A 23,661-nucleotide genomic window follows, 5' to 3' on the forward strand; every position below is an offset into this window, starting at 1 on the left:
CCATGACCGACACCGCGCCGCTCACCCGCCCCCAGCTCCGTCGCCTGCTTCGCAACGCCCGCCGTGCCCTTACCCCTGCCCAGCAACGCCAGGCCACCCTCGGCCTGTACCGCCAACTGGCGCAACACCCGCTGTTCCGCCGCGCCAAGCACATTGCCTTGTATTTGCCCAACGACGGTGAAATCGACCCCCGCCTGCTGCTGCGCGAAGCTCAGCGCCGCGGCAAGCGCACCTACCTGCCGGTGCTGCACGCCTGGCCACGTACGCGCATGGTGTTCCAGCGTTTCGAGCAGGGCGAAAAGCTCAAGCCCAACCGCTTTCGTATTCCCGAGCCGGTCACCGACCGCAAGCGCCAACGGCCGATCTGGGCGCTGGACCTGATCCTGCTGCCGCTGGTCGGATTCGATGAAGTGGGCGGGCGCCTGGGCATGGGCGGCGGCTTTTATGATCGCGGCCTGGCCTACCAGGGGCGTCGCAAAACCTGGAAGAAGCCTTTGCTGTTGGGGCTGGCGCATGAATGCCAGAAGGTCGAGCGGCTGGCGCAGGCCAGTTGGGATGTACCGCTGCAGGGGACGGTCTCGGACCGTGGCTGGTACCTGGCGCCGCGTTGAGCGGCGCCAGCGAGGGCATCAACGTTGTTGTGGCTGGCTGGCGTCGACCGGCATCTGGTAGGCGTTGTCCAGCTTGCGCTCCCAGAACCCTTGCGCATAACCGGTAGTGACCACACCCAGGCCAAAAATGAACACCAGGATCCACAGCAGATCCGGCTTTTTACGTTGATTCATCGAAGATTGCCCCCCAGGCAAACTGTTCAGTGCGCGGCGATTTTCTGGGTATCGCCAGCGCATAGCGCTTTAAACGGGGCGCATTTTCCGACAACCTGCGTCCGCACGCAAACCTTGACGCCAACCGGCTGTCGGTTTCGTGCAACAGGTTATTTCAAACCTTTTCAGGAGCAACATCCATGGCCTATTGGCTGATGAAATCCGAGCCCGACGAGCTCTCCATCGAAGCCCTCGGCCGCTTGGGCGAAGCGCGCTGGGATGGTGTGCGCAACTATCAGGCGCGTAATTTCCTGCGGGCCATGAGCGTGGGTGACGAATTTTTCTTCTACCACTCCAGCTGCCCGCAACCGGGCATCGCCGGCATCGCCAGGATCATTCGCGCGGCCTACCCCGACCCGACCGCGCTGGACCCGCAAAGCCACTATTACGATGCCAAGGCCACGCCCGAGAAAAACCCGTGGAGCGCGGTGGATGTGGCGCACGTGCAAACCCTGCCTCGGGTGCTGGAGCTGGGCTGGCTGAAACAGCAAGCCGGCCTGGCCGAGTTGCCGCTGGTGCAAAAAGGCAGCCGCCTGTCGGTGATGCCGGTAACACCCGAACAATGGGCGGTGATTGTCGCGTTGCGTTGAATGTGCAGCTAAGGTCAAGGGTTTGACCGATATCAACACGCCATACAGGGCCGCGCGCCATGATGTGGTGTGCATGACCGCAAGGATGCAGAACGATGAACCGATATGCCCCCAGAATCTTCGCCACCGCACTGATCGCCCTGCTGGCAACAGCCGGTGGGCTGGGGTACTGGAAATCGCTCCACGACCAGTTGCCCGAAGGCCTTAGCATGGGCAATGGCCGCCTGGAGGCCACCGAAGTGCAGATCGCCAGCAAAATCCCCGGTCGCCTGGCCGAAGTGCTGGTCGATGAAGGCGACAAGGTCACCCGCGGCCAGCTACTGGCACGTATCGACACCCGCACCATGGAAGCCCAGCGCAGCCAGGCCGAAGCCGAAGTGCTGCGCGCTCGGGAAAACTACGCAGCGGCCCAGGCGTCCGTGCAACTGCGCCAGAGCGAACTGCTGCTGGCCAGCCAGGAGCTCAAGCGCGTGCGCGAAATTTTCCAGCGCAAGTACGCCAGCCAGCAGTTGCTCGACCAACAGCAGGCGCGCTTCGACACGGCCAACTCGGCCGTGGTCGCGGCCCGCGCCCAGCTGGCAGCGATCAAGGCCGCCATCGGTGCCGCCGAAGCCCAGGTGGCCCAGCTCACCAGCGAAATCGACGACAGCAGCCTGCGTGCGCCCATCGACGGCATTATCCAGTTGCGCCTGGCCGAGCCCGGTGAAGTGCTGGGTGCTGGCGGCCGCGTGCTGATGCTGATCGACCCCAGCGACCAGTACATGAACCTGTACCTCCCGGCTTCCACCAGCGGCCGGCTGACGGTAGGCGACCAGGCGCGGATCGTTCTCGACGCCCTGCCCGAGCGCGCCCTGCCCGCTAAAGTGGCTTTCGTTGCGGCCAAGGCCCAGTTCACCCCCAAACAGGTGGAAACCCGCGACGAGCGGCAGAAGCTGGTGTTCCGGGTAAAACTGCGCCTGACCGATCCGGGCACCGTGCCGCAGGCCAAACCGGGCATGCCTGGCGCCGGCTACGTGCGCACGGCTGAGGTGGACTGGCCGGCCAACCTGCAATGAACGCCCCGGCACTGCTGGCCGAGGGTATCAGCCACCGCTATGGCGACCTGACGGCCCTGCATACACTGGGTTTCAGCCTGCCTGCCGGTACCCGCTGCGCACTGATCGGCCCTGATGGCGCGGGCAAATCGACCCTGCTTGGGCTGATCGCCGGCGTGAAGCGCCTGCAACAGGGCGAGCTGCAGGTGCTGGGCGGCTCGATCCGCCAGCGCCGTCATCGGGCTGCGCTGTACCCGAAAGTGGCGTTCATGCCGCAGGGGCTTGGCAACAACCTGTACCCGGAACTGTCGATCAGCGAGAACATCCGCTTTTTCGCCACCCTGTTCGGGCTGGGCCGGCGCGAGTGCGAGCAGCGTATGGCCAACCTGTTGCAAGCCACCGACCTGCAGCGCTTTGCCGAGCGGCCGGCCGGCAAGCTGTCAGGCGGCATGAAGCAGAAACTGGGCCTGTGCTGCGCGTTGATCCACGAGCCGGACCTGCTGATCCTCGACGAGCCGACCACTGGCGTCGACCCGTTGTCGCGGCGGCGCTTCTGGGAGCTGGTCGAACAGGTACGCGCACAACGCCCCCAGCTGACACTGTTGGTGGCCACCGCCTACATGGAAGAAGCCGAACAATTCGAGCATTGCCTGATGCTCGATGGCGGCCGCCTGCTGGCCGCAGGCCCCAGCCATGAGCTGGCCGCAGCCACCCCCAGTGGCAAGCTGGACGACGCCTTCACCCACTACCAGGGCGCAGGCAAGGCGCAGCATCAACCCCTGACCATCCCGCCGCGTGAGGCCAAGGACGGCCAGGTCGCCATCGAGGCCCACGACCTGACCCTGCGCTTTGGCGACTTCACAGCCGTGAACAAGGTCAGCTTCGCCATCGGCCGTGGGGAGATCTTCGGCTTCCTCGGCTCCAACGGCTGCGGCAAGACAACCACCATGAAAGTGCTCACCGGCCTGATGCCGGCCAGCGAGGGCAGCGCCAGCCTGCTGGGGCGCCCGGTGGACGCCAGCGACCTGGCCACGCGCAAGCGGGTCGGTTTCATGTCGCAGAGTTTCTCGCTGTATGGCGAGCTCAGCACCCGGCAAAACCTGGCCTTGCATGCCCGCCTGTTCGACCTGCCCAAGGCCGAAAGCGCCCAGCGCATCGACGAATTGATAGAGCGCTTCGACCTTGCCGCTATCGCCGACCAGCCGTCCGGCGCCCTGCCCCTTGGCCTGCGTCAGCGCCTGTCGTTGGCGGTGGCGGTGCTGCACCGCCCGGAAGTGTTGATCCTCGACGAGCCGACCTCTGGCGTCGACCCGGCCGCCCGCGACGACTTCTGGCGCCTGCTGGTAGAACTGTCCCGCGAGCAGGGCGTGACCATTTTCCTTTCCACTCACTTCATGAACGAAGCCCAGCGCTGCGACCGCATCTCGCTGATGCATGCCGGGCGAGTACTGGCCTGCGACACACCGGATGCCTTGCAGCGCCAGTACCACGGCGACACCCTGGAAGACGCATTCGTGCGCTGCCTGGAGCAAGCCCAGGAGCTGGCACCACAAGCCACGGACAACGCTGTGCTTGAGCAGGCCGCCACGGCCGCGCCGCCACTGCGCCAGGGCTTCAGCCTGCGCCGCCTGCTGGCGGTGGCCAGCCGCGAGGGCAAGGAGCTGCTGCGCGACAAGGTACGCCTGGCCTTTGCCCTGCTGGGTGCGCTGTTCATGATGGTGATCTTCGGTTACGGCATTTCACTGGATGTGGAAAACCTTGCCTTTGCTGTGCACGACCAGGACCAGAGCCCGCAAAGCCGGGCCTACCTCGAGGCCTTCCGTGGCTCACGGTATTTCGCCGAGCAGGCGCCGATCCGCGACAGCCGCGAAATGCACCAGCGCCTGCAACGCTCGGAAATCAAACTGGCGCTGGAGATTCCACCCGGTTTTGGGCGTGACCTGTATGCCGGGCGCCAGCCGGTGGTGGCCGCCTGGCTCGACGGCGGCATGCCGTTCCGTGCAGAAACCAGCCGTAACTACGTGGAAGCCGTGCACCAGGCCAACCTGGAGCAATTGGCAAGGGCCAGCCCACAGCCGCAGGCGCGGCAGGACCTGGTGCGCCTGGAAACGCGTTTTCGCTACAACCAGGACGTGGTCAGCGTGAATGCCATCGGCCCGGGCGTGATGGCACTGATCCTGGCCTTCATCCCGGCCATGCTCACTGCGTTGGGCATCGTCCGCGAGAAAGAGCTGGGCTCCATCACCAACTTCTATGCCACCCCCCTCACGCGCCTGGAGTTCCTGCTGGGCAAGCAGATGCCCTACCTGGCCGTGAGCCTGGTCAACCTGGCGCTGCTGGTGGCGATGAACCGCTGGCTGTTCGCCGTGCCGCTCAAGGGCAGCGTGCTGGCGCTGGCCTGCGGGGGTGTGGCCTACCTGCTGGCCACCACCAGCCTGGGCCTGCTGATCTCGGCGTTCACCCGCACCCAGATCGCGGCCATCCTGGGCACCATGATCATCACCAGCCTGCCAACCATCCAGTTTTCCGGGCTGATCGTGCCACGCTCGTCGCTGGACGGCGCAGCGGCGGTGATGGGCCAGCTGTTCCCGGCGGGCTATTTCCTCGATATCGCGGTCGGCACCTTCACCAAGGCACTGGGCCTGCGCGAACTGTGGCCGCAGTGCCTGATCCTGCTGGGCTTCTTTGCCGCGTTCACCGGCCTGAGCCTGGCCATGCTGAAGAAGCAGGAGGCCTGACATGTCGCGGCTGAACCACACCTTGCGCCTGGGCCTGAAAGAACTGACCAGCCTGCGCCACGACAGCGTCCTGCTGCTGTTCCTGCTGTATGCCTTCAGCGTGGCGATCTACATGCCGGCAGCCGGCTCGGTGATCGGCGTGCACAACGCCAGCGTCGCGGTGGTGGACGAAGACCACAGCCTGCTGTCACGCAAGCTCAGCGAAGCCCTGCAACCGCCCGAGTTCCAGCCCGCCGTGCCGCTGGCACCGGAGCACCTGGACCAGGCCATGGACAGCGGCCAGTACACCTTCGTGATCAATGTGCCGGTGAATTTCCAGAGCGACCTGTTGGCCGGGCGATCGCCGGAATTGCAGATCAATGTCGATGCCACGGCCATGAGCCAGGCGTTCATGGGCGCTGGCTATATCGGCCGCATCTTCGAGCGTGAACTGCTCGACTACAGCCAACGCGGCAATGTGCAAAGCCCAGTGCTGATCAACCCCAAAGCGCTGTTCAACCCCAACCTGGAGGGTGGTTGGTTCCTGGCGGTGATCCAGATCGTCAACAACATCACCATTCTGGCGATCATCCTCACCGGCACCGCGCTGCTGCGTGAGCGTGAGCACGGCACCCTCGACCACCTGCTGGTGCTGCCGCTGACGGCACTGGAAATCATGCTGGCGAAGATTGGCAGCAACGCGCTGGTGGTGGTGATCTGCACCTGGATTTCGCTGGTGGTGGTGGTGAAAGGCGCGCTGGGCGTGCCGTTGTCCGGCTCGATGGGGCTGTTCCTGGGCGTGACGGCGCTGTACCTGTTCGCCAGTACCGCGCTGGGTATCTTCCTCGCCACCCTGGCGCGCTCGACGCCCCAGTTCGGCCTGCTGGCGATCCCGGTGATCATCCCGATGCTGTTGCTGTCAGGCGGCAGCACACCGCTGGACAGCATGCCGCAGTGGTTACAGTGGGTGATGCAGGGCTCGCCGTCGACGCACTTTGTAAGCCTGGGGGCTGCGATCCTGTTCCGGGATGCGGGGTGGGCGGTGGTATGGCCGGATATCCTGGCGCTGGGCCTGATCGGCCTGGTGTTCTTCAGCGTGGCGCTGGCGCGGTTTCGCCGGAGCCTGGCGTCCTGATAACGCAGGCACCGTGGAGGCATCTGTGGGAGCGGACACGCCCGCTCCCACAATTGATTACTGCACGATCAGGTTATTGAACAGCAAGTCTTCAACAATCGGCTTGCCCTCTTCCGCTTCCAGCACCTGCTGCACCTGCTTCAGCGCTTCTTGGCGCAGGTGCTCCTTGGCTTCGACGTTGCTCATGCTGTCCACCGTCTGCTGGGTGAACAGGGCCACCAGCTGGTTGCGGATCAGCGGTTCATGGTGCTGCACCGCCTTGGCGGCTTCGTCGCCGGTCACGCGCAGGGCCACATCGGCCTTGTACACACGCAGCCGTGGGCCGCCGTCGAGGGCATAGTTGCCGACAAAGGGCGGGCTCAGGCTGATGTAGGCGACCTTGGGCGCCCCTTCCTTGGCTTCTTCGGCCATGGCCGCAGCCGGCAGCAGCAGCGCCAATACCATCAAGATCCACGCTTTCACGAATTCGCTCCTCAATACAGTTGGCGCCAGCTTACCCAGCACACCGCTCAAACCCAAGCCCGGGCTTATGCCGGCACTTATGCCTGCACATCAGGGTGGGCCATGCTCGTTGACCCGGCAGGTGGCCCTCCTACACTTATCGGCCACTACCCGCAAAGGAATAGCCCCGATGAAAGCTGTGTTGTGCAAAACCCTGGGCCCGGCGCGCAACCTGGTGCTGGAAGACGTGGCCAGCCCGCTGCCGAAGAAGAACGAGATCCTGCTGGATGTGCAGGCCGCCGGGGTCAACTTCCCCGACACCCTGATCATCGAAGGCAAGTACCAGTTCCAGCCGCCGCTGCCATTCTCGCCGGGTGGCGAAGCGGCGGGCGTGGTGGCTGCGGTCGGGGAAAAGGCCGGTGCGTTCAAGGTAGGTGACCGGGTCATGGCGCTGACCGGCTGGGGCGCGTTTGCCGAACAGGTGGCAGTGCCGTTCTACAACGCACTGCCGATTCCGGCGAGCATGGACTTCACCACCGCTGCGGCATTCGGCATGACCTACGGCACCTCCATGCACGCCCTGCGCCAGCGTGGCCAACTGCAAGCAGGTGAAACCCTGCTGGTGTTGGGCGCTTCCGGCGGTGTTGGGCTGGCGGCAGTGGAAATCGGCAAGGCCATGGGCGCACGGGTGATCGCGGCGGCCAGCAGTGCCGAGAAACTGGCCGTGGCCAAAGCGGCCGGGGCGGATGAGCTGATTGACTACAGCCAGGCCAGCCTGCGCGACGAGATCAAGCGCCTGACCGGCGGCCAGGGTGTGGATGTCATCTATGACCCGGTGGGTGGTGAGCTGTTCGAGCAAGCGGTGCGCGGCCTGGCCTGGAATGGCCGGCTGCTGGTGGTGGGCTTTGCCAGCGGGACCATCCCGCAGTTGGCGGCCAACCTGGTATTGCTCAAGGGCGCGGCAGTGCTTGGGGTGTTCTGGGGGGCGTTTGCACAGCGTCAGCCGGAAGATAACGCGGCCAACTTCAGGCAGCTGTTTGCCTGGCATGCCGAAGGCAAGTTGAAGCCGCTGGTGTCGCAAACTTATCCACTGGCCGAGGCTGGGGCTGCCATTGAGAAACTGGGGCAGCGGCAGGCTGTGGGTAAGTTGGTGGTGCTGGCCAGGTAAGACAGTTCTGGCCCTTTCGCGGGCTTGCCCGCGAAGAGGCCGGTACAGGTTTTCACACTTCCCGTAGGTTATGGCAGCGCCGGAACCGCGCCTCCAGGTTGCGATCGGGCATCTGGTGGCTGCGCAAGGCATTCAACGTTTGTTCCACGTAGTCCCGCGTGGTGCCATAGCGCCCCTTGGCACTGGCCAGAATCTGGCTGAGCAAGGTATCTGGCAGGTTCCCCGCATAGCACGGCAAATGCCGCTCCAGCACAAAGCCTAAAGCCTGCACCTTGCTACCATCGCCCAGCCGGCAGGTGAGCCAGTGCGGTCGGTATGCCGGGTACGGCATCTCGCGCTGCCACAGGGCCATCAGCGAGTCGTCCAGGTTGCTTTCATCCAGCCGGTAGGCAAAACCGCTGCAGGAGCCGCCACGGTCCAGGCCAAACACCAGCCCGGGCGTTTCCGGGGTACCGCGGTGTTCGTGCGACCACAGGTACAAGCCCCGATGGTAACCGTGCACCCGCGCGCGCTGGCGTTCTACCGAATTGCACTCCGGCCGCCAGATCAACGAACCATAGGCAAACAACCACACGGGCCCACCCTGATGGCGCGACATGGTCGTCTTCATCGAGTTGAACAACTGGTCGTGAGTATGTTGCTGACCGAAGTCGAGTGCCGGAGGATATGGAACTTCCCAGGACATACTTTCAAGTGCCGACATAAGCTGCCGCCATTATCCCTGTGAACTACGGATGTAGCGAGATTCGATTACGCTGCGCTCCAAGGCCTCTATACCAAGGGCGCTTGCAGTAACCATAGGCCAGAACTGCAGGAATACTCAAGCCCTCGCGTCAGTGTTTCATGCGCGGTTCCGACGACTGGGGAGTACTGTTTCAACAGCGGTGAAAGTTATTAGCCAAGGCGGTAACAATTACCGCCTTATACCCACACTTTCAAACTTCGGTTATTAACCGCGCGGTGCGTAGGCAAACACATCCGCACGCATGCGGTGTGCATCCATGCCGGCTTCGACCAGGGCATCGAGGGTGGCGTAGATCATGTTTGGGGAACCACTGGCATACACATGCACGGTGTTGAGCTCGGCAATGTCCTCGCAAACCGCCTCGTGCAACATGCCGCAACGGCCTTCCCAGCCGCACAGGTCGCTGACAACCTGATGCAGGAACAGGTTGGGCAGACGCTGCCATTCATCCCAGTGCTCGATCTGGTAGAAGTCTTCGGGCCTGCGCACGCCCCAGTACAGGTGCACCGGGTGCTTGAAGCCTTTAGCCCGGCAATGCTCGACCAGGCTGTGCATCTGGCCCATGCCGGTACCCGCGGCGATCAGCACCAGCGGCCCATCTGGCAACTCGGCCAGGTGAGTGTCGCCGAACGGCATCTCGATGCGCGCCAAACCGTCACGCTTGAGTTGCTCGATCAGTTGCAGCGCACTGGGCTCACGCGCCAGCACATGCAGCTCCAGCTCACGACCGGCGTGGGGCGCGGAAGCCAGCGAGAAGGCCGCCTGCTTGCCGCCCTCGCGCTCGATCATCAGGTACTGCCCGGCGTGGTAACGCGGCGGCTTGCCGGCTGGCGCGCGCAAACGCACCCGCCACACGTCGCCACCGACGTCGACGCACTCACTGACGCTGCACGCCAGCTTGCGCACTGGCAGCTCGCCCAGGGCGAGCACACCGTCCCAGAGCAACACACAGTCCTCCAGCGGTTCGGCAATGCAGGTGAACAACTCGCCATGGTCGCGGACTTCGCCGTCCTGGCGTACCCGGCCTTCGACCAACAACGCGGCGCAAACATGGCAATTGCCATTGCGGCAGCTGTTCGGGCAGTCATAGCCCAACCGCCGCGCTCCATCCAGGATCCGTTCCCCGGGTTCGAGCGCCAGCACCGCCCCGGACGGCTGCAACGTTACCTGCATCAATCTATTCCCAACTGATCCCACAGCTCATCGATACGGCGGGTGACGGCTTCGTCCTTGACGATGACCCGTCCCCATTCGCGTGTAGTCTCGCCCGGCCACTTGTGTGTGGCGTCCAGGCCCATCTTCGACCCCAGCCCCGATACCGGCGACGCGAAGTCCAGGTAGTCGATCGGCGTGTTGTCGATCATCACCGTATCACGCTTGGGGTCCATGCGCGTGGTAATGGCCCAGATCACATCGTTCCAGTCACGGGCGTTGATATCGTCATCGGTCACAATAACGAACTTGGTGTACATGAACTGTCGCAGGAACGACCACACACCCAGCATCACGCGCTTGGCGTGGCCTGGGTACTGCTTCTTCATGGTCACCACCGCCATACGGTACGAGCAGCCTTCCGGCGGCAGGTAGAAGTCGGTGATTTCCGGGAACTGCTTCTGCAGGATCGGCACGAACACTTCGTTCAACGCCACACCGAGGATTGCCGGCTCATCTGGCGGCCGACCGGTGTAGGTGCTGTGGTAGATCGGTTTCTGCCGGTGCGTGATGCGCTCGACGGTGAACACCGGGAAGCTGTCCACTTCGTTGTAGTAGCCGGTGTGGTCGCCGTACGGGCCTTCCGGGGCCATTTCGCCCGGGTGAATCACACCTTCCAGGATGATTTCGGCGGTGGCCGGCACCTGCAGGTTGCTGCCACGGCACTTGACCAGCTCGGTGCGGTTACCGCGCAGCAGGCCGGCGAAGGCGTACTCGGAGAGGGTGTCCGGTACCGGGGTCACGGCACCAAGGATGGTCGCCGGGTCAGCGCCCAGCGCCACGGCAACCGGGAACGGCTGGCCGGGGTTCTTCTCGCACCACTCGCGGTAGTCGAGGGCGCCACCACGGTGGCTGAGCCAGCGCATGATGACCTTGTTGCGGCCGATGACCTGCTGGCGGTAGATGCCCAGGTTCTGGCGGTCCTTGTTCGGGCCACGGGTAACGGTAAGGCCCCAGGTGATCAGCGGCGCCACGTCGCCGGGCCAGCAATGCTGGATCGGCAGTGCACCGAGGTCGACATCGTCACCCTCGACCACCACTTCCTGGCACACCGCGTCCTTGACCACCTTCGGCGCCATCGACACGACCTTCTTGAAGATCGGCAGCTTGGACCAGGCATCCTTCAGGCCCTTCGGCGGCTCGGGCTCCTTGAGGAACGCCAGCAACTTGCCGATCTCGCGCAGTTCGTCGACCGACTCGGCGCCCATGCCCATGGCCACGCGCTCTGGCGTGCCGAACAGGTTACCGAGTACCGGGATGTCGAAGCCGGTGGGCTTTTCGAACAGCAACGCCGGGCCCTTGGCACGCAAGGTGCGGTCGCAGACCTCGGTCATTTCCAGGACGGGGGAAATCGGAACCTGGATGCGCTTGAGTTCGCCGCGCTGCTCCAGGCCACGGATGAAGTCGCGCAAGTCGCGATACTGCATGCATGAGCCTCGTGTTGGCCGTATCGGTCGGGGGTGCAGAGTGTAGCGCCGATAGGGCCGCAATAGCCAAAGTACAGATAGCAAAAAGCCGGGTTTCCCCGGCTTTTGCGTGGTACGACGATCTTACTTGCGCTTCATCGACAAGAAGAACTCGTCGTTGGTCTTGGTCTGCTTGAGCTTGTCGACCAGGAACTCGATGGCGGCGATTTCGTCCATCGGGTGCAGCAGCTTGCGCAGGATCCACATGCGCTGCAGTTCGTCGTCGGCGGTCAGCAGCTCTTCGCGGCGGGTACCGGAACGGTTGATGTTGATGGCCGGGAACACGCGCTTCTCGGCGATGCGGCGGTCCAGTGGCAGCTCCATGTTGCCGGTGCCCTTGAACTCTTCGTAGATCACTTCGTCCATCTTCGAGCCGGTTTCGACCAGCGCGGTGGCGATGATGGTCAACGAGCCGCCTTCCTCGATGTTACGCGCAGCACCAAAGAAGCGCTTCGGCTTCTCCAGGGCGTGGGCGTCGACACCACCGGTCAGCACCTTGCCGGAGCTCGGGATCACGGTGTTGTAGGCACGCGCCAGACGGGTGATGGAGTCCAGCAGGATGACCACGTCCTTCTTGTGCTCGACCAGGCGCTTGGCCTTTTCGATCACCATTTCGGCAACCTGCACGTGGCGGGTTGGCGGCTCGTCGAAGGTGGAGGCAACCACTTCGCCGCGCACGGTGCGCTGCATTTCGGTCACTTCTTCCGGGCGCTCGTCGATCAGCAGGACGATCAGGTGGCACTCGGGGTTGTTACGGGTGATGTTGGCCGCGATGTTCTGCAGCATGATCGTCTTGCCCGCTTTTGGCGGAGCAACGATCAGGCCACGCTGGCCTTTGCCGATCGGGGCGCACAGGTCGATGACGCGACCGGTCAAGTCCTCGGTGGAGCCGTTACCGGCCTCCATCTTCAGGCGCTTGTTCGGGAACAGCGGCGTCAGGTTTTCGAACAGGATCTTGTTCTTCGCGTTTTCCGGGCGGTCGAAGTTGATGGTGTCGACCTTCAGCAGGGCGAAGTAACGCTCCCCTTCCTTCGGTGGGCGGATCTTGCCGACGATGGTGTCGCCGGTACGCAGGTTGAAACGGCGGATCTGGCTAGGCGAGACGTAGATATCGTCTGGGCCGGCCAGGTAGGACGCATCAGCCGAACGCAGGAAACCGAAACCATCCTGGAGAATCTCCAGCACGCCGTCACCCGAGATCTCTTCGCCGCTTTTCGCGTGCTTCTTCAGCAGGGCGAAAATCACGTCCTGTTTGCGCGAACGGGCCATGTTTTCGATGCCCATCTGTTCGGCCATTTCCAAAAGATCGGTAATCGGCTTTTGCTTGAGTTCAGTCAGGTTCATAAGGGGAGTGACGTAATCATGTAAGAAGGGAGAATTAAGCTTCTGGCTTAATGAGGCCGCGCCGCTAGATGGCGACAGGATCGCGTACTGATTCGAATTAGGGATGCTTCGGCGACGGCGTGTAGAGGGCACTGGAAAAGCAGTGCGAGGCCGAATGTAACACTTGCTTTTTTCTGCGTCTAGTGCTCTGAAAAAGAAAAGCCCCGCATTTGCGGGGCCTTTTCACATCACAGGTGGGCGTCGAGGAACGCGGCCAGCTGCGATTTGGACAGAGCGCCAACCTTGGTGGCTTCGACGTTGCCGTTCTTGAACAGCATCAGCGTCGGGATGCCACGCACGCCGTGCTTGGCCGGGGTTTCCTGGTTCTCGTCGATGTTCAGTTTGGCGACGGTCAGTTTGCCCTCGTAGGTGGCAGCGATGTCGTCCAGAACCGGAGCGATCATCTTGCATGGGCCGCACCATTCAGCCCAGTAGTCGACCAGCACCGGGCCTTGAGCCTGCAGTACGTCGGCGTCGAAGCTGGCGTCGGTGACGTGTTTGATTTTGTCGCTCATGGAAATCTCCAAGGTCGTAAGCAATAAAAAACGTTGCCCATCATAGCCGCCCCTGCCGTCTACAGGAAGCTGCGGACGATTGAGTGTAACTATAGTTGTGCAAGACGCCGCGAATCGAAACTGTCACACAGCCGTCATAGAATCGAATGGCACATTGCCTTGCATCAAGGCCAGCACACCGGCTGCGTGTCACGCGTTGGCGACAGCCTGCTATCGTGGCACGATTGCCGGGTTAACGACCGAGAACAACCAGATCATGCCGCATACCATCGCGAAGAACCTGTCCCTGATCGCTGCCATCGACCTTGGCTCCAACAGTTTCCATATGGTCGTGGCCAAGGCCCACCATACCGAAATCCGCATTCTCGAGCGGCTGGGCGAGAAGGTTCAGCTGGCCGCCGGCATCGGCGAGGACCGCCTGCTTAGCGAAGAAGCCATGGAACGGGGCCTCGAATGCCTCAAGCGCTTCGCACAGCTGATCAACGGCATGCCGGCTGGCGCCGTGCGTATCGTCGGTACCAACGCCCTGCGCGAAGCGCGCAACCGTAATGCATTCATCCAGCGCGCCGAGGCCATTCTCGGCCACCCGGTGGAGGTCATCTCCGGCCGTGAAGAGGCGCGCCTGATCTACCTGGGTGTGTCGCACACCCTGGCCGACACCCCAGGCAAGCGCCTGGTGGCCGACATTGGCGGCGGCAGTACCGAATTCATCATCGGTCAGCGCTTCGAGCCGCTGCTGCGCGAGAGCCTGCAGATGGGCTGCGTCAGCTTCACCCAGCGCTACTTCCGCGACGGCAAGATCACCCCGGCGCGTTATGCACAGGCCTACACCGCTGCACGCCTGGAGCTGATGAGCATCGAACACGCCCTGCACCGCCTGACCTGGGACGAGGCCATCGGCTCGTCCGGCACCATCCGCGCCATCGGCGCCGCCATCAAGGCCGGCGGCCTGGGCAATGGCGAGGTCAACGCTGAAGGCCTGGCCTGGGTCAAACGCAAGCTGTTCAAACTGGGCGAGGTCGACAAGATCGACTTCGACGGCGTCAAACCGGACCGCCGCACCATCTTCCCGGCGGGCCTGGCGATTCTGGAGGCGATCTTCGACGCCCTGGAACTGCAGCGCATGGACCACTGCGACGGCGCACTGCGCGAAGGTGTGCTGTTCGACCTGCTCGGCCGCCACCACCATGAAGACGTGCGCGAGCGCACGTTGAACTCGCTGATGGAGCGCTACCATGTGGATCAAGGCCAGGCCGCGCGCGTCGAGCGCAAGGCGTTGCACGCCTTCGACCAAGTGGCCGATGCCTGGGACCTGAAAGACGGAAACTGGCGCGATCTGCTTGGCTGGGCGGCGAAAGTGCACGAAATCGGCCTGGATATTGCCCACTACCACTACCACAAGCACGGCGCCTACCTGATCGAGCACTCCGACTTGTCGGGCTTTTCCCGCGAGGACCAGCAGATGATGGCCCTGCTGGTGCGCGGCCACCGCCGCAACATCCCCAAGGACAAGTTCGCCGAACTGGGTGACGAAGGCGTCAAACTGCTACGCCTGTGCGTGCTGCTGCGCTTCGCCATCCTGTTCCACCACATCCGTGGCAACCAGCAGATGCCGAAAGTTCAGCTCAAGGCTGCCGATGACAGCCTCGATGTCGCCTTCCCGGAAGGCTGGCTGGAACAGAACCAGCTGACCCAGGCCGACTTCGCCAACGAGGCGGAGTGGCTGACCCGGGTCGGCTTCGTCCTCAGCGTACGTTGAGGACCGGGTTGCTCAGGCGCTCCAGCAGGGTCGCCTGGGCACTGCGCGGGTTCTGGTTGCCGGTTGGCGTGCTGCGCACGTAGCGCCCGTCTGGCTGCAAGGTCCAGGCGTGGGTGTTGTCGGTCAGGTAGCCTTCCAGCTCCTTCTTCACCCGCAGCAACAGCTTCTTGCCTTCCACCGGGAAGCAGGTCTCCACACGCTTGTCGAGGTTGCGCTCCATCCAGTCGGCGCTGGACAGGTAGATCTGCTCTTCGCCGCCATTGAGGAAGTAGAACACCCGCGTGTGCTCCAGGAAGCGGCCGATGATCGAGCGCACCTGGATGTTGTGCGAAACCCCCGGAATGCCTGGGCGCAGGCAGCACATGCCACGCACCACCAGGTCGATCTTCACGCCCGACTGGCTGGCCTTGTACAGCGCCTTGATGACCTTGGCATCGGTCAGCGAGTTGAACTTGGCGATGATGTGCGCCGGCTTGCCTTCAAGGGCAAACTGGGTTTCCCGCGCGATCATGTCGAGCATGCCCTTCTTCAGGGTGAACGGCGCGTGCAGCAGCTTTTTCATGCGCAGGGTCTTGCCCATGCCGATCAGCTGGCTGAACAGCTTGCCGACGTCTTCGGTGAGCGCGTCGTCAGAGGTCAGCAGGCTGTAGTCGGTGTACAGGCGGGCGTTGCCGGCGTGGTAGTTACCGGTACCCAGGTGCGCATACCGCACGATCTCGCCCTGCTCGCGGCGCAGGATCAGCATCATCTTGGCGTGAGTCTTGAAGCCCACCACGCCGTAGATCACCACCGCACCGGCCGCTTGCAGGCGGCTGGCCATCTGCAGGTTGGACTCTTCGTCGAAGCGCGCGCGCAATTCGATCACCGCAGTGACCTCCTTACCGTTACGCGCCGCGTCCACCAGGGCATCTACGATTTCCGAGTTGGCCCCGGAGCGGTACAGGGTCTGGCGCACAGCCAGCACATGCGGGTCCTTGGCGGCCTGGCGCAGCAGGTCGATCACCGGGGTGAAGGACTCGAACGGGTGCATCAGCAGGATGTCCTGCTTGCCGATCACGCTGAAGATGTTGTCGGCGTTCTGCAGCAGTTTGGGAATCGCCGGGGTGAACGGCGTGTATTGCAGCTCCGGGTGGCTGTCCAGGCCGGTGATGCTGAACAGGCGGGTGAGGTTGACCGGGCCATTGACCTGGTACAACTCGCTTTCGCTGAGGCTGAACTGCTTGAGCAGGTAGTCCGACAGGTGTTTCGGGCAGGTGTCGGCCACTTCCAGGCGCACGGCGTCGCCGTAACGGCGCGAGAACAGTTCGCCGCGCAGGGCGCGGGCCAGGTCGTCGACTTCTTCGGAGTCCAGCGCCAGGTCGGCGTTACGGGTCAGGCGGAACTGGTAGCAGCCCTTCACCTTCATGCCCTGGAACAGGTCGTCGGCATGCGCATGGATCATCGACGACAGGAACACGTAGTTTGCGCCTGGGCCACCGACCTCTTCCGGCACGCGGATCACCCGCGGCAGCAGGCGCGGGGCCGGGATGATCGCCAGGCCTGAATCGCGACCAAAGGCGTCGACACCTTCGAGCTCGACGATGAAGTTGAGGCTCTTGTTCACCAGCAGCGGGAACGGGTGAGTCGGGTCGAGGCCGATCGGGGTGATGATCGGGGCGATTTCGTCGCGGAAATAGCGGCGCACCCAGGTCTTGAGCTTGGGTGTCCAGTAACGGCGGCGAATGAAGCGGATCTGGTGTTTTTCCAGCTCTGGCAACAGCACATCGTTGAGGATCGCGTACTGGCGCTCTACCTCGATGTGCACCAGCTCGCTGATGCGCGCCAGCGCCTGGTGCGGCTGCAGGCCGTCGGCGCCAGCCTGCTCACGGGCGAAGTTGATCTGCTTCTTCAGGCCGGCGACGCGGATCTCGAAGAACTCGTCGAGGTTACTGGAGAAGATCAACAGGAACTTGAGGCGTTCGAGCAGCGGGTAGCTCTCGTCCAGCGCCTGTTCCAGCACGCGGATGTTGAACTGCAGCTGCGAGAGTTCGCGATGAATGTACAGGCTGCTGTCGTCCAGGCCAGGGACGGCGATTGCCGGGGCGGGCGCGGGGGCAGGCACCGGGGCCACAGGCTCGGCCACCTGCTCCGCTACCGGCTCGGGCGCAGGCGGCAGGTCTGGCGGGGTCTGGACCATCTCTTCTGGGAGCTCCTGGGCATCCTTGATCGCGACAGGGGTGAGCACTTCGTTATTCATCTGGCGTTCCTGAGGACGTTAACGCCCTATCATCAATTGAGCGGCAAGATAAGCGCCCATTATGACGCCTGTGTTACACACCAGGGCAAGCCATGGCGCGTGGCTTCTGGCATTGTCTGAGTAGGGATTGTTCATGTCGAGACACATTTGGACACTTTCACGAACGCGCGCGAAGGGGTAGGCTGCGCGTTCATTTCGCCAGCACCTCAGAAAATGCTTCAACAATTCCTGCAGGATTTCGGCTACTTCGCCCTTTTTCTAGGCACCTTCTTCGAAGGCGAGACCATCCTGGTGCTTGCAGGATTCCTTGCGTTCCGCGGTTACATGGACATCAACCTGGTGTGCCTGGTGGCCTTCTTCGGCAGCTACGCCGGCGACCAACTGTGGTATTTCATGGGCCGCCGCCACGGGCGCAGGATCCTGGCGCGCAAGCCGCGCTGGCAGGCCATGGGTGACCGGGCGCTGGACCACATCCGCCGCCACCCCGATATCTGGGTGCTGAGTTTCCGCTTCGTTTATGGCCTGCGCACCGTCATGCCGGTGGCCATTGGCCTGTCGGGCTACCCGCCGCGCCGCTACCTGCTGCTGAACGGCATTGGTGCGGCCATCTGGGCAATAGCCTTGGGCGCCGCTGCCTACCACTTCGGCGCCATTCTCGAAGGCCTGCTGGGCAACGTGAAGCGTTACGAGCTATGGGTGCTCGGTGGCCTGCTGGCGCTGGGTGGCCTGCTGTGGCTGCGCCGGCGCTTCCGCACCCTGCGTGCGGAGCGCAAGGCGGCGAGCGAGGCCCAGGCTCCAGAGGCTGAGCAGGCTGTAGACCACGAGCAGGATCCAGGCCAGCGGCGCGACCACCCCTAGGCCCAGTGCGCCGGCCAGGTACAGCGCCGGCGCATTCACCACCAGCCGCGCCAGCTCCAGGCGCGCAGCCCAGGGCCGGTTTTCCAGCAACGCGCCCAGCACGAACAAGCCAAACGCCATCAGCGACCAGCCGAGCACCAGCGCGGCGGCCGGCACGCGTTCGGCCACGTCCATCAAGTAGCTGCCCAAGGCCACATAAACCACAAACTGCGCCGCCACGTAGGCTTGTTGCGCACGGCCCAAGGCAATCTCGAACTTGCGAAACAACGCCAGGTCCTGCTTGGCCTGCGGGTAGCGCGCGGCCACATCGGCCGGGCGCCAGCCGGTGGGCATGAACCAGATACGCAGCTTGTCCCACAGGCTGGCGGTACGCCGGGCGTCATGCCAGAGCTGGGCATAGAACTGCAGGTTGGCCCACAGCGGGTTCCAGCTGGCCAGCGGCGTGGTCACCCCGAACACCACCGGCTCAGCCGGGTCTTCTTCCATGAAGGTGCCGAACAGACGGTCCCAGAGAATGAACACGCCGCCGTAGTTGCGATCCAAGTAAGCAGGGTTTTGCGCATGGTGGACACGATGGTTGGATGGCGTAATCAACAGCCACTCAAGCCAACCGAGCTTGGGAATGTGCCGGGTATGTACCCAGAACTGGTACAGCAGGTTGAGCGAGGCCACAGTGACGAACACCAGCGGTGGCACCCCCAGCAGCGCCAGCGGCAGGTAGAAGATCCACGAGAAGATGAACCCGCTACTGGTCTGGCGCAGTGCGGTGGTCAGGTTGTACTCCTCGCTCTGGTGATGCACCGAGTGCGCCGCCCACAGCACATTGCGTTCGTGACCCAGGCGATGCAGCCAGTAGTAGCAGAAGTCGTACAGGACGAAGGCCAGCAGCCACACCCACCAGGCATCGGGCGGCAAGCGCAGCAGTGCCAGGTGTTCGAAGGCCAGGGCATAGGTCACCAACCCCACGCCCTTGGTCAGCAACCCGGTGCTGGTCGACAGCACGCCGGTGCTCAGGCTGTTGATCGAATCGGCCAGGGTGAAGTTGCGCTGGCCGCGCACACGGTCGGCCACCAGCTCCACGGCGATCAGCACGAAGAAGAACGGCACGGCCAGCAGTATCAGGTCCATGGGCGCGGTCTCAAGCGTTATCCCACAAGATTAGGCCGCGCCCGCAGGAAACCCTATGGCGACATCTGCCAAACTAGAGGACATTTAGCGCCTCGACTCAGGAGTAGTGAACATGACAAAAAAAGTGGCGGTGATTCTTTCCGGCTGTGGCGTGTATGACGGCGCCGAAATCCACGAAAGCGTGATCACCCTGCTGCGCCTCGACCAGCGCGGCGCTCAGGTGCAGTGCTTCGCGCCGAACATTGCGCAGATGCATGTGATCAACCACCTGACCGGCGAAGAAATGCCCGAATCACGCAATGTGCTGGTGGAGTCGGCGCGCATTGCCCGCGGCGAGGTCAAGGACATCCGCGAAGCCAAGGCCGAAGACTTCGATGCGCTGATCGTGCCTGGCGGTTTTGGTGCGGCGAAAAACCTGTCCAACTTTGCCGTGGAAGGCGCCAACTGCAGCGTCAACCCGGACGTACTGGCCTTGGCTGAAGCCTTTGCCGACGCCTGCAAGCCGGTGGGCCTGATCTGCATCTCGCCGGCATTGGCGGCGAAAATCTACGGGCCGGGCGTGGTCTGCACCATCGGTACCGACGCAGGCACGGCGGCAGCCGTGACGAAAATGGGCGGCACCCATGAAGAGTGCGATGTGCACGATATTGTCGAAGATACCCAGCGCAAGCTGGTGACGACACCGGCGTACATGGAGGCCAAGTCGATCAGCGAAGCGGCTGGCGGGATCTACAAGCTGGTGGATCGGGTGCTGGAACTCACACACGAATAGGTCGTTGCGCACGCTCTCTGTGTAGGAGCGGCCTTGTGTCGCGATCGGGCCGCAAAGCGGCCCCGGCAATTTATGCGGCGAAGCTGAGATCCTGGGGCCGCTTCGCGGCCCGATCGCGACACAAGGCCGCTCCTACAGGGACCTCGTCAGCTTTCAGGATTTGGATAACCGGGCAATGATCCGGTCCAGCGCATTGGCAAACGCCTGCTTGTCGCGCTCGCCATAGGCCGCCTGCCCTCCCCCCACCTGGCCCTGCTCACGCAACTCGGTAAACAGGTTGCGCGCCGCCAGGCGGTCGCCCATGTTGCGTTCGTCGAATTCTCGCCCGCGCGGATCCAGCGCCGCCACGCCCTTTTTCACTAGGCGGTCAGCCAACGGCACATCACTGCAGATCACCAACTCGCCCGGCACAGCGTGCTCGACCAGGTAATCGTCGGCTGCGTCCATGCCGCTTGGCACCACGATCAACCGCACGATCGAGAACGCCGGCTTGGCCACGGCCTGGCCCGCCACCATCACCACTTCGAACTTGCGCTTGAGGGCGAACTTGACGATCAGATCCTTGGCCGCCTTGGGACAGGCGTCGGCATCGATCCATACACGCATCGGACTACTCTTCATGAATTCAAGGCCCCCATCATGCCTCAAGCCCGGTGAAAACTGCAGCCGCCCGGCAAGCGCTGTAAAAATGGCGCCAATATTTCAATTGCCGCTTATCCGACCCCGCCACTCAGGCTAAACTCGCCACAGCTCCACTGGCCTGCCCGAGTGCGCAATGAACCACCCTCACGAAATCCGCCCAGACCTGGACGAAGGCATCGACCGCAAGGTCCTGGCGACGTTGCGTGCGCGCTTCCTGCGGCTGAACCAAGGGCGGCTGCAGCGGGCCATGGAAGGCCTGTCGACACGCCAGCAACAGGTACTGACGCTGCTGCCGCTGCTGTTCCATGTAAACCACCCGCTGTTGCCGGGTTACGTCTCGGGCAGCACTCCAGCCGGCGTATCGGGCTACGAGCCAGGCGCCGACCTGGTGGTCGAGGCCCAGCGCCTGGCCCGCTCGTTCACCTACAAGGCCCGCCATGGCAACCCGCCACGCCCGATCCACGGCCTGTTCCTGATGGGCAGCCTGGGCTCGCTGGCCCAGGCCGAGCAAAGCGACATGGACCTGTGGGTGTGCCACGCGCCCGGCTTACCCGAGCCGTTGCTGGAAGAACTGCGCCGCAAGTGCCAATTGCTGGAGGACTGGGCCGCAAGCCTGGGCGCCGAGGCGCACTTCTTCCTGATCGACACGCAAGGCTTTGCCCAGGGCCAGCGCGAGGGCCAGCTAGGCTCCGACGACTGCGGCACCACCCAGCACTACCTGCTGCTGGATGAGTTCTACCGCACCACCCTCTGGCTGGCCGGGCGCACACCGCTGTGGTGGCTGGTACCCGTCTACCAGGAACACAACTACCACGCCTACACCCAGACCCTGCTGACCAAGCGTTTCATCCGCAGCCAGGACGCACTCGACCTCGGCAACCTGGCACACATACCGCCAGGCGAGTTCGTCGGCGCCGGCCTGTGGCAGTTGTTCAAGGGCATCGATTCACCCTACAAGTCGCTGCTCAAGCTGCTGCTGACCGAAACCTACGCCAGCGAACACCCCGCTGTGCGCTGCCTGAGCCTGGACTACAAGCAAGCCGTATTCGCCAACCAGCTCGACCTCGACGAGCTGGACCCGTATGTGATGGTCTACCGCCGCATCGAGCGCTACCTGCTGCAACGTGGCGAGCCTGCGCGCCTGGAACTGGTACGGCGCAGCCTGTACCTGAAGGTGAACAAGAAACTCAGCGACCAAGGCCGCAATCAGGGCTGGCAGCGCCGCCTGTTGCAGCGCCTGGCCGACGAGTGGGGCTGGGATGAACGTCAGTTGGCCCTGCTGGACAGCCGCAGCCAATGGAAAGTGCAGCAGGTGGCAGCCGAACGCCGCGAACTGGTGGCCGAGCTGAACCATAGCTATCGCTTCCTCAGCGAGTTTGCGCGCACCCAGAACGCAAGCAGCCGCGCAGACCAGCGCGACCTCAATGTGCTGGGCCGGCGTTTGTATGCGGCCTTCGAGCGCCGTGCGGGCAAGGTCGAAGTGATCAACCCCGGCATCGCCCCGGACCTTGCCGAAGGCACGCTGACCCTGGTCCAGGCACCCAACCGAAAGGAGCCCGGCAGCTACCACTGGGAGCTGTACACCGGCAACCTGAATACCCATGAAGTTGAACACTTCAGCCCGATCAAACGCTGCCGCGAGCTGCTTGAACTGCTGGCCTGGGCACACCGCAACGGTGTGATCGACAGCAGCACGCGCCTGGCACTGCACCCGGGCGTCAGCGACCTCACCGAGTACGAGCTGTTCAACCTGGTGGGCTGCCTGCAGCAGCGTATCCCTCTGCCCTTGCCGATCGTCAGCGAAGTGCGCCTGCTGCAACCCAGTGTTGCCGACGAGGTGCTATTGCTGGTCAACGTCGCCGTCGACCCGCTGCGCCACCATCGTGACCTGAACATCCTGATGACCACCGAGCGTACCGACGCCTTGAGCTATGCCGGCGTGCGCGAGAACCTGGTGCTGACCCTGGACCAAGTCACCCTGAACAGCTGGAACGAAGTGTTGGTGCAGCGCTACGAAGGCGAACACGCGCTGGTACGCTGCCTGCGCGACTTCCTCAACAGCCCGGTGCTGCGCGGCCACCGGCCACGGGTGCGGGTGCGTTGCTTCTGCCAGAGCCGCGCCCAGGCCATCGGTCAGCGCGTGGAGGAAATATTCGACACCGTGCAGCTATTGCTGGACCAAGGCCTGAACCACCGCTATCTGCTTCAGGTAGCCCGGCACACCCATGTACTGGAGCTGTTACCCGGGCATGTCAGCCTGACCACCCTGGCCGAGCACGATGCGCTGCTCGGCCACCTGGGCGAAGAGCGCAGTGCCTACAGCCCGCTGTACCTGGATACCAACGCCCTGCTGGACCACGATCTGCGCCTGGTGCTGGAGCAAGGCCGGCCGGCGTGCATCCAGGTGTTCTACCGCCTGCTAGATGGCTGGGCCGACCTGTATGTGCTGGATGAATACAATGCCCTGTGGCAGCAACGCCTGCCCTTGCATGACGAAGCGCACCTGCTGCTGCCGCTGCAGCGCTTCCTGCGTTCGGTGGTGATGCGCCGCGATGCCCGCTTGCCGCTGGACAGCCAGCGCGCGGCCTCGCTGGACATCCACTACGCACAACTGTTGCCTGCCGGCCCTGGCAAGGCGCGCAGCATCGAGCCATGCCCGGCCCCGGTCGAGGGTAGCGCTCAGCCTTACTACGAGGTGCAGGCCATCATCCAGGCCGGTGTGGCGGGTACGGCACATGTGACGCTGTACTGCGACCAGCAAGAGTTTTCCGAGCTGGAGCATGGTGACCAGCTGTATGCGGTGGTGGCCCGGCAGATCATCGGGCAGCGGCGTGGCGCGGGGCGGTACCGGTGCTACATCACCGACCTGGATTTGTCCGAGCTGCTGGATGACCGGCTGGGAGCGACGCAGGTATACCTGAGCTACAAGCGGGTGCTGGAGCAGGCGTTGAATGAGGGGTTGGAGCAGGTTTTGGCGGAGGGAGCCTGAATTGCCGGGGGTGCTTTGCACCCCATCGCGACACAAGGCCGCTCCTA

The 23,661-nt window shown here is 63.5% G+C and carries 19 protein-coding genes and 1 pseudogene; 10 read left to right on the forward strand and 10 right to left on the reverse strand.

What is annotated here, in order from left to right:
* Nucleotides 1-2: 2 nt before the first annotated feature.
* On the forward strand, nucleotides 3-611 hold the full coding sequence (locus QQ992_RS27025; protein ID WP_286111715.1) for a 5-formyltetrahydrofolate cyclo-ligase: 609 nt from the start codon (nucleotides 3-5) through the stop codon (nucleotides 609-611).
* 18 nt (nucleotides 612-629) lie between these two features.
* On the opposite strand, the gene QQ992_RS27030 is transcribed toward QQ992_RS27025, so the two are convergent.
* Nucleotides 630-785 carry a hypothetical protein gene (locus QQ992_RS27030; protein ID WP_164525190.1) on the reverse strand — a complete coding sequence of 52 codons (156 nt, stop codon included), beginning with the start codon at nucleotides 783-785 and terminating at the stop codon, nucleotides 630-632.
* Between the two features lie 179 nt (nucleotides 786-964).
* On the opposite strand from QQ992_RS27030, the gene QQ992_RS27035 reads away from it, so the two are divergent.
* The 4 genes from QQ992_RS27035 to QQ992_RS27050 all read left to right on the forward strand — a co-directional run bounded on the left by QQ992_RS27035 (nucleotide 965) and on the right by QQ992_RS27050 (nucleotide 6,300).
* The gene (locus QQ992_RS27035; RefSeq protein ID WP_286111716.1) at nucleotides 965-1,414 is read left to right on the forward strand and encodes an EVE domain-containing protein; all 450 of its coding nucleotides are present in this window, start codon (nucleotides 965-967) and stop codon (nucleotides 1,412-1,414) included.
* A 95-nt stretch (nucleotides 1,415-1,509) separates the two neighbouring features.
* Nucleotides 1,510-2,469, forward strand: a complete 960-nt coding sequence (locus QQ992_RS27040) for an HlyD family secretion protein (RefSeq protein ID WP_119371810.1) — start codon at nucleotides 1,510-1,512, stop codon at nucleotides 2,467-2,469.
* The gene (gene rbbA / locus QQ992_RS27045) at nucleotides 2,466-5,186 is read left to right on the forward strand and encodes a ribosome-associated ATPase/putative transporter RbbA (RefSeq protein ID WP_286111717.1); all 2,721 of its coding nucleotides are present in this window, start codon (nucleotides 2,466-2,468) and stop codon (nucleotides 5,184-5,186) included. The genes QQ992_RS27040 and rbbA overlap by 4 nt, the downstream gene beginning before the upstream one ends.
* Nucleotide 5,187: 1 nt before the next feature.
* A complete protein-coding gene (locus QQ992_RS27050; protein ID WP_105947213.1) occupies nucleotides 5,188-6,300 on the forward strand; it encodes an ABC transporter permease in 1,113 nt (370 codons plus the stop codon).
* Between the two features lie 57 nt (nucleotides 6,301-6,357).
* On the opposite strand, the gene QQ992_RS27055 is transcribed toward QQ992_RS27050, so the two are convergent.
* Nucleotides 6,358-6,762 carry a flagellar basal body-associated protein FliL gene (locus QQ992_RS27055; RefSeq protein WP_016712618.1) on the reverse strand — a complete coding sequence of 135 codons (405 nt, stop codon included), beginning with the start codon at nucleotides 6,760-6,762 and terminating at the stop codon, nucleotides 6,358-6,360.
* A gap of 169 nt (nucleotides 6,763-6,931) precedes the next feature.
* Between QQ992_RS27055 and QQ992_RS27060 the strand changes: the two genes are divergently transcribed.
* Nucleotides 6,932-7,909, forward strand: a complete 978-nt coding sequence (locus tag QQ992_RS27060; RefSeq protein ID WP_286111718.1) for an NADPH:quinone oxidoreductase family protein — start codon at nucleotides 6,932-6,934, stop codon at nucleotides 7,907-7,909.
* A gap of 52 nt (nucleotides 7,910-7,961) precedes the next feature.
* Here QQ992_RS27060 and QQ992_RS27065 read toward each other — a convergent pair whose 3' ends face one another.
* From QQ992_RS27065 to trxA, 5 genes are all read right to left on the reverse strand, one after another.
* Nucleotides 7,962-8,612, reverse strand: coding sequence for a gamma-glutamylcyclotransferase (locus tag QQ992_RS27065; RefSeq protein ID WP_286111720.1), 651 nt, complete (start codon nucleotides 8,610-8,612; stop codon nucleotides 7,962-7,964).
* Nucleotides 8,613-8,858: 246 nt separating this feature from the next.
* Complete coding sequence (locus QQ992_RS27070; RefSeq protein ID WP_286111721.1) at nucleotides 8,859-9,827, reverse strand: CDP-6-deoxy-delta-3,4-glucoseen reductase; 969 nt, start codon at nucleotides 9,825-9,827, stop codon at nucleotides 8,859-8,861.
* Nucleotides 9,827-11,293 carry a 4-hydroxy-3-polyprenylbenzoate decarboxylase gene (ubiD, locus tag QQ992_RS27075; RefSeq protein ID WP_016489755.1) on the reverse strand — a complete coding sequence of 489 codons (1,467 nt, stop codon included), beginning with the start codon at nucleotides 11,291-11,293 and terminating at the stop codon, nucleotides 9,827-9,829. The genes QQ992_RS27070 and ubiD overlap by 1 nt, the downstream gene beginning before the upstream one ends.
* A gap of 123 nt (nucleotides 11,294-11,416) precedes the next feature.
* The gene (rho, locus tag QQ992_RS27080) at nucleotides 11,417-12,676 is read right to left on the reverse strand and encodes a transcription termination factor Rho (protein WP_003253661.1); all 1,260 of its coding nucleotides are present in this window, start codon (nucleotides 12,674-12,676) and stop codon (nucleotides 11,417-11,419) included.
* Between the two features lie 227 nt (nucleotides 12,677-12,903).
* The gene (trxA, locus tag QQ992_RS27085; protein ID WP_016712622.1) at nucleotides 12,904-13,230 is read right to left on the reverse strand and encodes a thioredoxin TrxA; all 327 of its coding nucleotides are present in this window, start codon (nucleotides 13,228-13,230) and stop codon (nucleotides 12,904-12,906) included.
* Between the two features lie 256 nt (nucleotides 13,231-13,486).
* Here trxA and ppx point away from each other — a divergent pair, with 256 nt between their 5' ends.
* Nucleotides 13,487-14,989 carry an exopolyphosphatase gene (gene ppx / locus QQ992_RS27090; protein ID WP_286111722.1) on the forward strand — a complete coding sequence of 501 codons (1,503 nt, stop codon included), beginning with the start codon at nucleotides 13,487-13,489 and terminating at the stop codon, nucleotides 14,987-14,989.
* Here ppx and ppk1 read toward each other — a convergent pair.
* On the reverse strand, nucleotides 14,976-17,225 hold the full coding sequence (gene ppk1 / locus QQ992_RS27095; RefSeq protein ID WP_016712624.1) for a polyphosphate kinase 1: 2,250 nt from the start codon (nucleotides 17,223-17,225) through the stop codon (nucleotides 14,976-14,978). The two genes, ppx and ppk1, sit on opposite strands and share 14 nt — an antisense overlap.
* A gap of 213 nt (nucleotides 17,226-17,438) precedes the next feature.
* Here ppk1 and QQ992_RS27100 point away from each other — a divergent pair, with 213 nt between their 5' ends.
* Complete coding sequence (locus QQ992_RS27100; RefSeq protein ID WP_286111723.1) at nucleotides 17,439-18,083, forward strand: DedA family protein; 645 nt, start codon at nucleotides 17,439-17,441, stop codon at nucleotides 18,081-18,083.
* A gap of 549 nt (nucleotides 18,084-18,632) precedes the next feature.
* On the opposite strand, the pseudogene QQ992_RS27105 reads toward QQ992_RS27100, so the two are convergent.
* Nucleotides 18,633-19,211: pseudogene (locus QQ992_RS27105) on the reverse strand (sterol desaturase family protein); the annotation flags it as partial.
* Nucleotides 19,212-19,323: 112 nt separating this feature from the next.
* On the opposite strand from QQ992_RS27105, the gene elbB reads away from it, so the two are divergent.
* Entirely contained in the window at nucleotides 19,324-19,983 is a 660-nt protein-coding gene (gene elbB, locus QQ992_RS27110) for an isoprenoid biosynthesis glyoxalase ElbB (protein ID WP_060498156.1), read from the forward strand.
* Nucleotides 19,984-20,136: 153 nt separating this feature from the next.
* Here the strand turns inward: elbB and QQ992_RS27115 are convergent, their stop codons facing one another.
* Nucleotides 20,137-20,589 carry a YaiI/YqxD family protein gene (locus QQ992_RS27115; RefSeq protein WP_105947205.1) on the reverse strand — a complete coding sequence of 151 codons (453 nt, stop codon included), beginning with the start codon at nucleotides 20,587-20,589 and terminating at the stop codon, nucleotides 20,137-20,139.
* Nucleotides 20,590-20,758: 169 nt separating this feature from the next.
* On the opposite strand from QQ992_RS27115, the gene QQ992_RS27120 reads away from it, so the two are divergent.
* Entirely contained in the window at nucleotides 20,759-23,614 is a 2,856-nt protein-coding gene (locus QQ992_RS27120) for a class I adenylate cyclase (protein WP_286111724.1), read from the forward strand.
* Nucleotides 23,615-23,661: the final 47 nt, after the last annotated feature.

The sequence above is a fragment of the Pseudomonas kurunegalensis genome (assembly GCF_030291635.1).
Lineage (GTDB): Bacteria > Pseudomonadota > Gammaproteobacteria > Pseudomonadales > Pseudomonadaceae > Aquipseudomonas > Aquipseudomonas monteilii.

Bases quoted from the DNA above. Each gene is read 5' to 3' on its own strand.
- QQ992_RS27070 (WP_286111721.1), bottom strand. From the start codon at position 9,827: ATGCAGGTAACGTTGCAGCCGTCCGGGGCGGTGCTGGCGCTCGAACCC.
- QQ992_RS27115 (WP_105947205.1), bottom strand. From the start codon at position 20,589: ATGCGTGTATGGATCGATGCCGACGCCTGTCCCAAGGCGGCCAAGGAT.
- QQ992_RS27060 (WP_286111718.1), top strand. From the start codon at position 6,932: ATGAAAGCTGTGTTGTGCAAAACCCTGGGCCCGGCGCGCAACCTGGTG.
- QQ992_RS27065 (WP_286111720.1), bottom strand. From the start codon at position 8,612: ATGTCGGCACTTGAAAGTATGTCCTGGGAAGTTCCATATCCTCCGGCA.
- rho (WP_003253661.1), bottom strand. From the start codon at position 12,676: ATGAACCTGACTGAACTCAAGCAAAAGCCGATTACCGATCTTTTGGAA.
- ubiD (WP_016489755.1), bottom strand. From the start codon at position 11,293: ATGCAGTATCGCGACTTGCGCGACTTCATCCGTGGCCTGGAGCAGCGC.
- QQ992_RS27100 (WP_286111723.1), top strand. From the start codon at position 17,439: ATGCTTCAACAATTCCTGCAGGATTTCGGCTACTTCGCCCTTTTTCTA.
- ppx (WP_286111722.1), top strand. From the start codon at position 13,487: ATGCCGCATACCATCGCGAAGAACCTGTCCCTGATCGCTGCCATCGAC.
- rbbA (WP_286111717.1), top strand. From the start codon at position 2,466: ATGAACGCCCCGGCACTGCTGGCCGAGGGTATCAGCCACCGCTATGGC.
- QQ992_RS27025 (WP_286111715.1), top strand. From the start codon at position 3: ATGACCGACACCGCGCCGCTCACCCGCCCCCAGCTCCGTCGCCTGCTT.
- elbB (WP_060498156.1), top strand. From the start codon at position 19,324: ATGACAAAAAAAGTGGCGGTGATTCTTTCCGGCTGTGGCGTGTATGAC.
- QQ992_RS27040 (WP_119371810.1), top strand. From the start codon at position 1,510: ATGAACCGATATGCCCCCAGAATCTTCGCCACCGCACTGATCGCCCTG.
- trxA (WP_016712622.1), bottom strand. From the start codon at position 13,230: ATGAGCGACAAAATCAAACACGTCACCGACGCCAGCTTCGACGCCGAC.
- QQ992_RS27030 (WP_164525190.1), bottom strand. From the start codon at position 785: ATGAATCAACGTAAAAAGCCGGATCTGCTGTGGATCCTGGTGTTCATT.
- QQ992_RS27050 (WP_105947213.1), top strand. From the start codon at position 5,188: ATGTCGCGGCTGAACCACACCTTGCGCCTGGGCCTGAAAGAACTGACC.
- QQ992_RS27120 (WP_286111724.1), top strand. From the start codon at position 20,759: ATGAACCACCCTCACGAAATCCGCCCAGACCTGGACGAAGGCATCGAC.
- QQ992_RS27035 (WP_286111716.1), top strand. From the start codon at position 965: ATGGCCTATTGGCTGATGAAATCCGAGCCCGACGAGCTCTCCATCGAA.
- ppk1 (WP_016712624.1), bottom strand. From the start codon at position 17,225: ATGAATAACGAAGTGCTCACCCCTGTCGCGATCAAGGATGCCCAGGAG.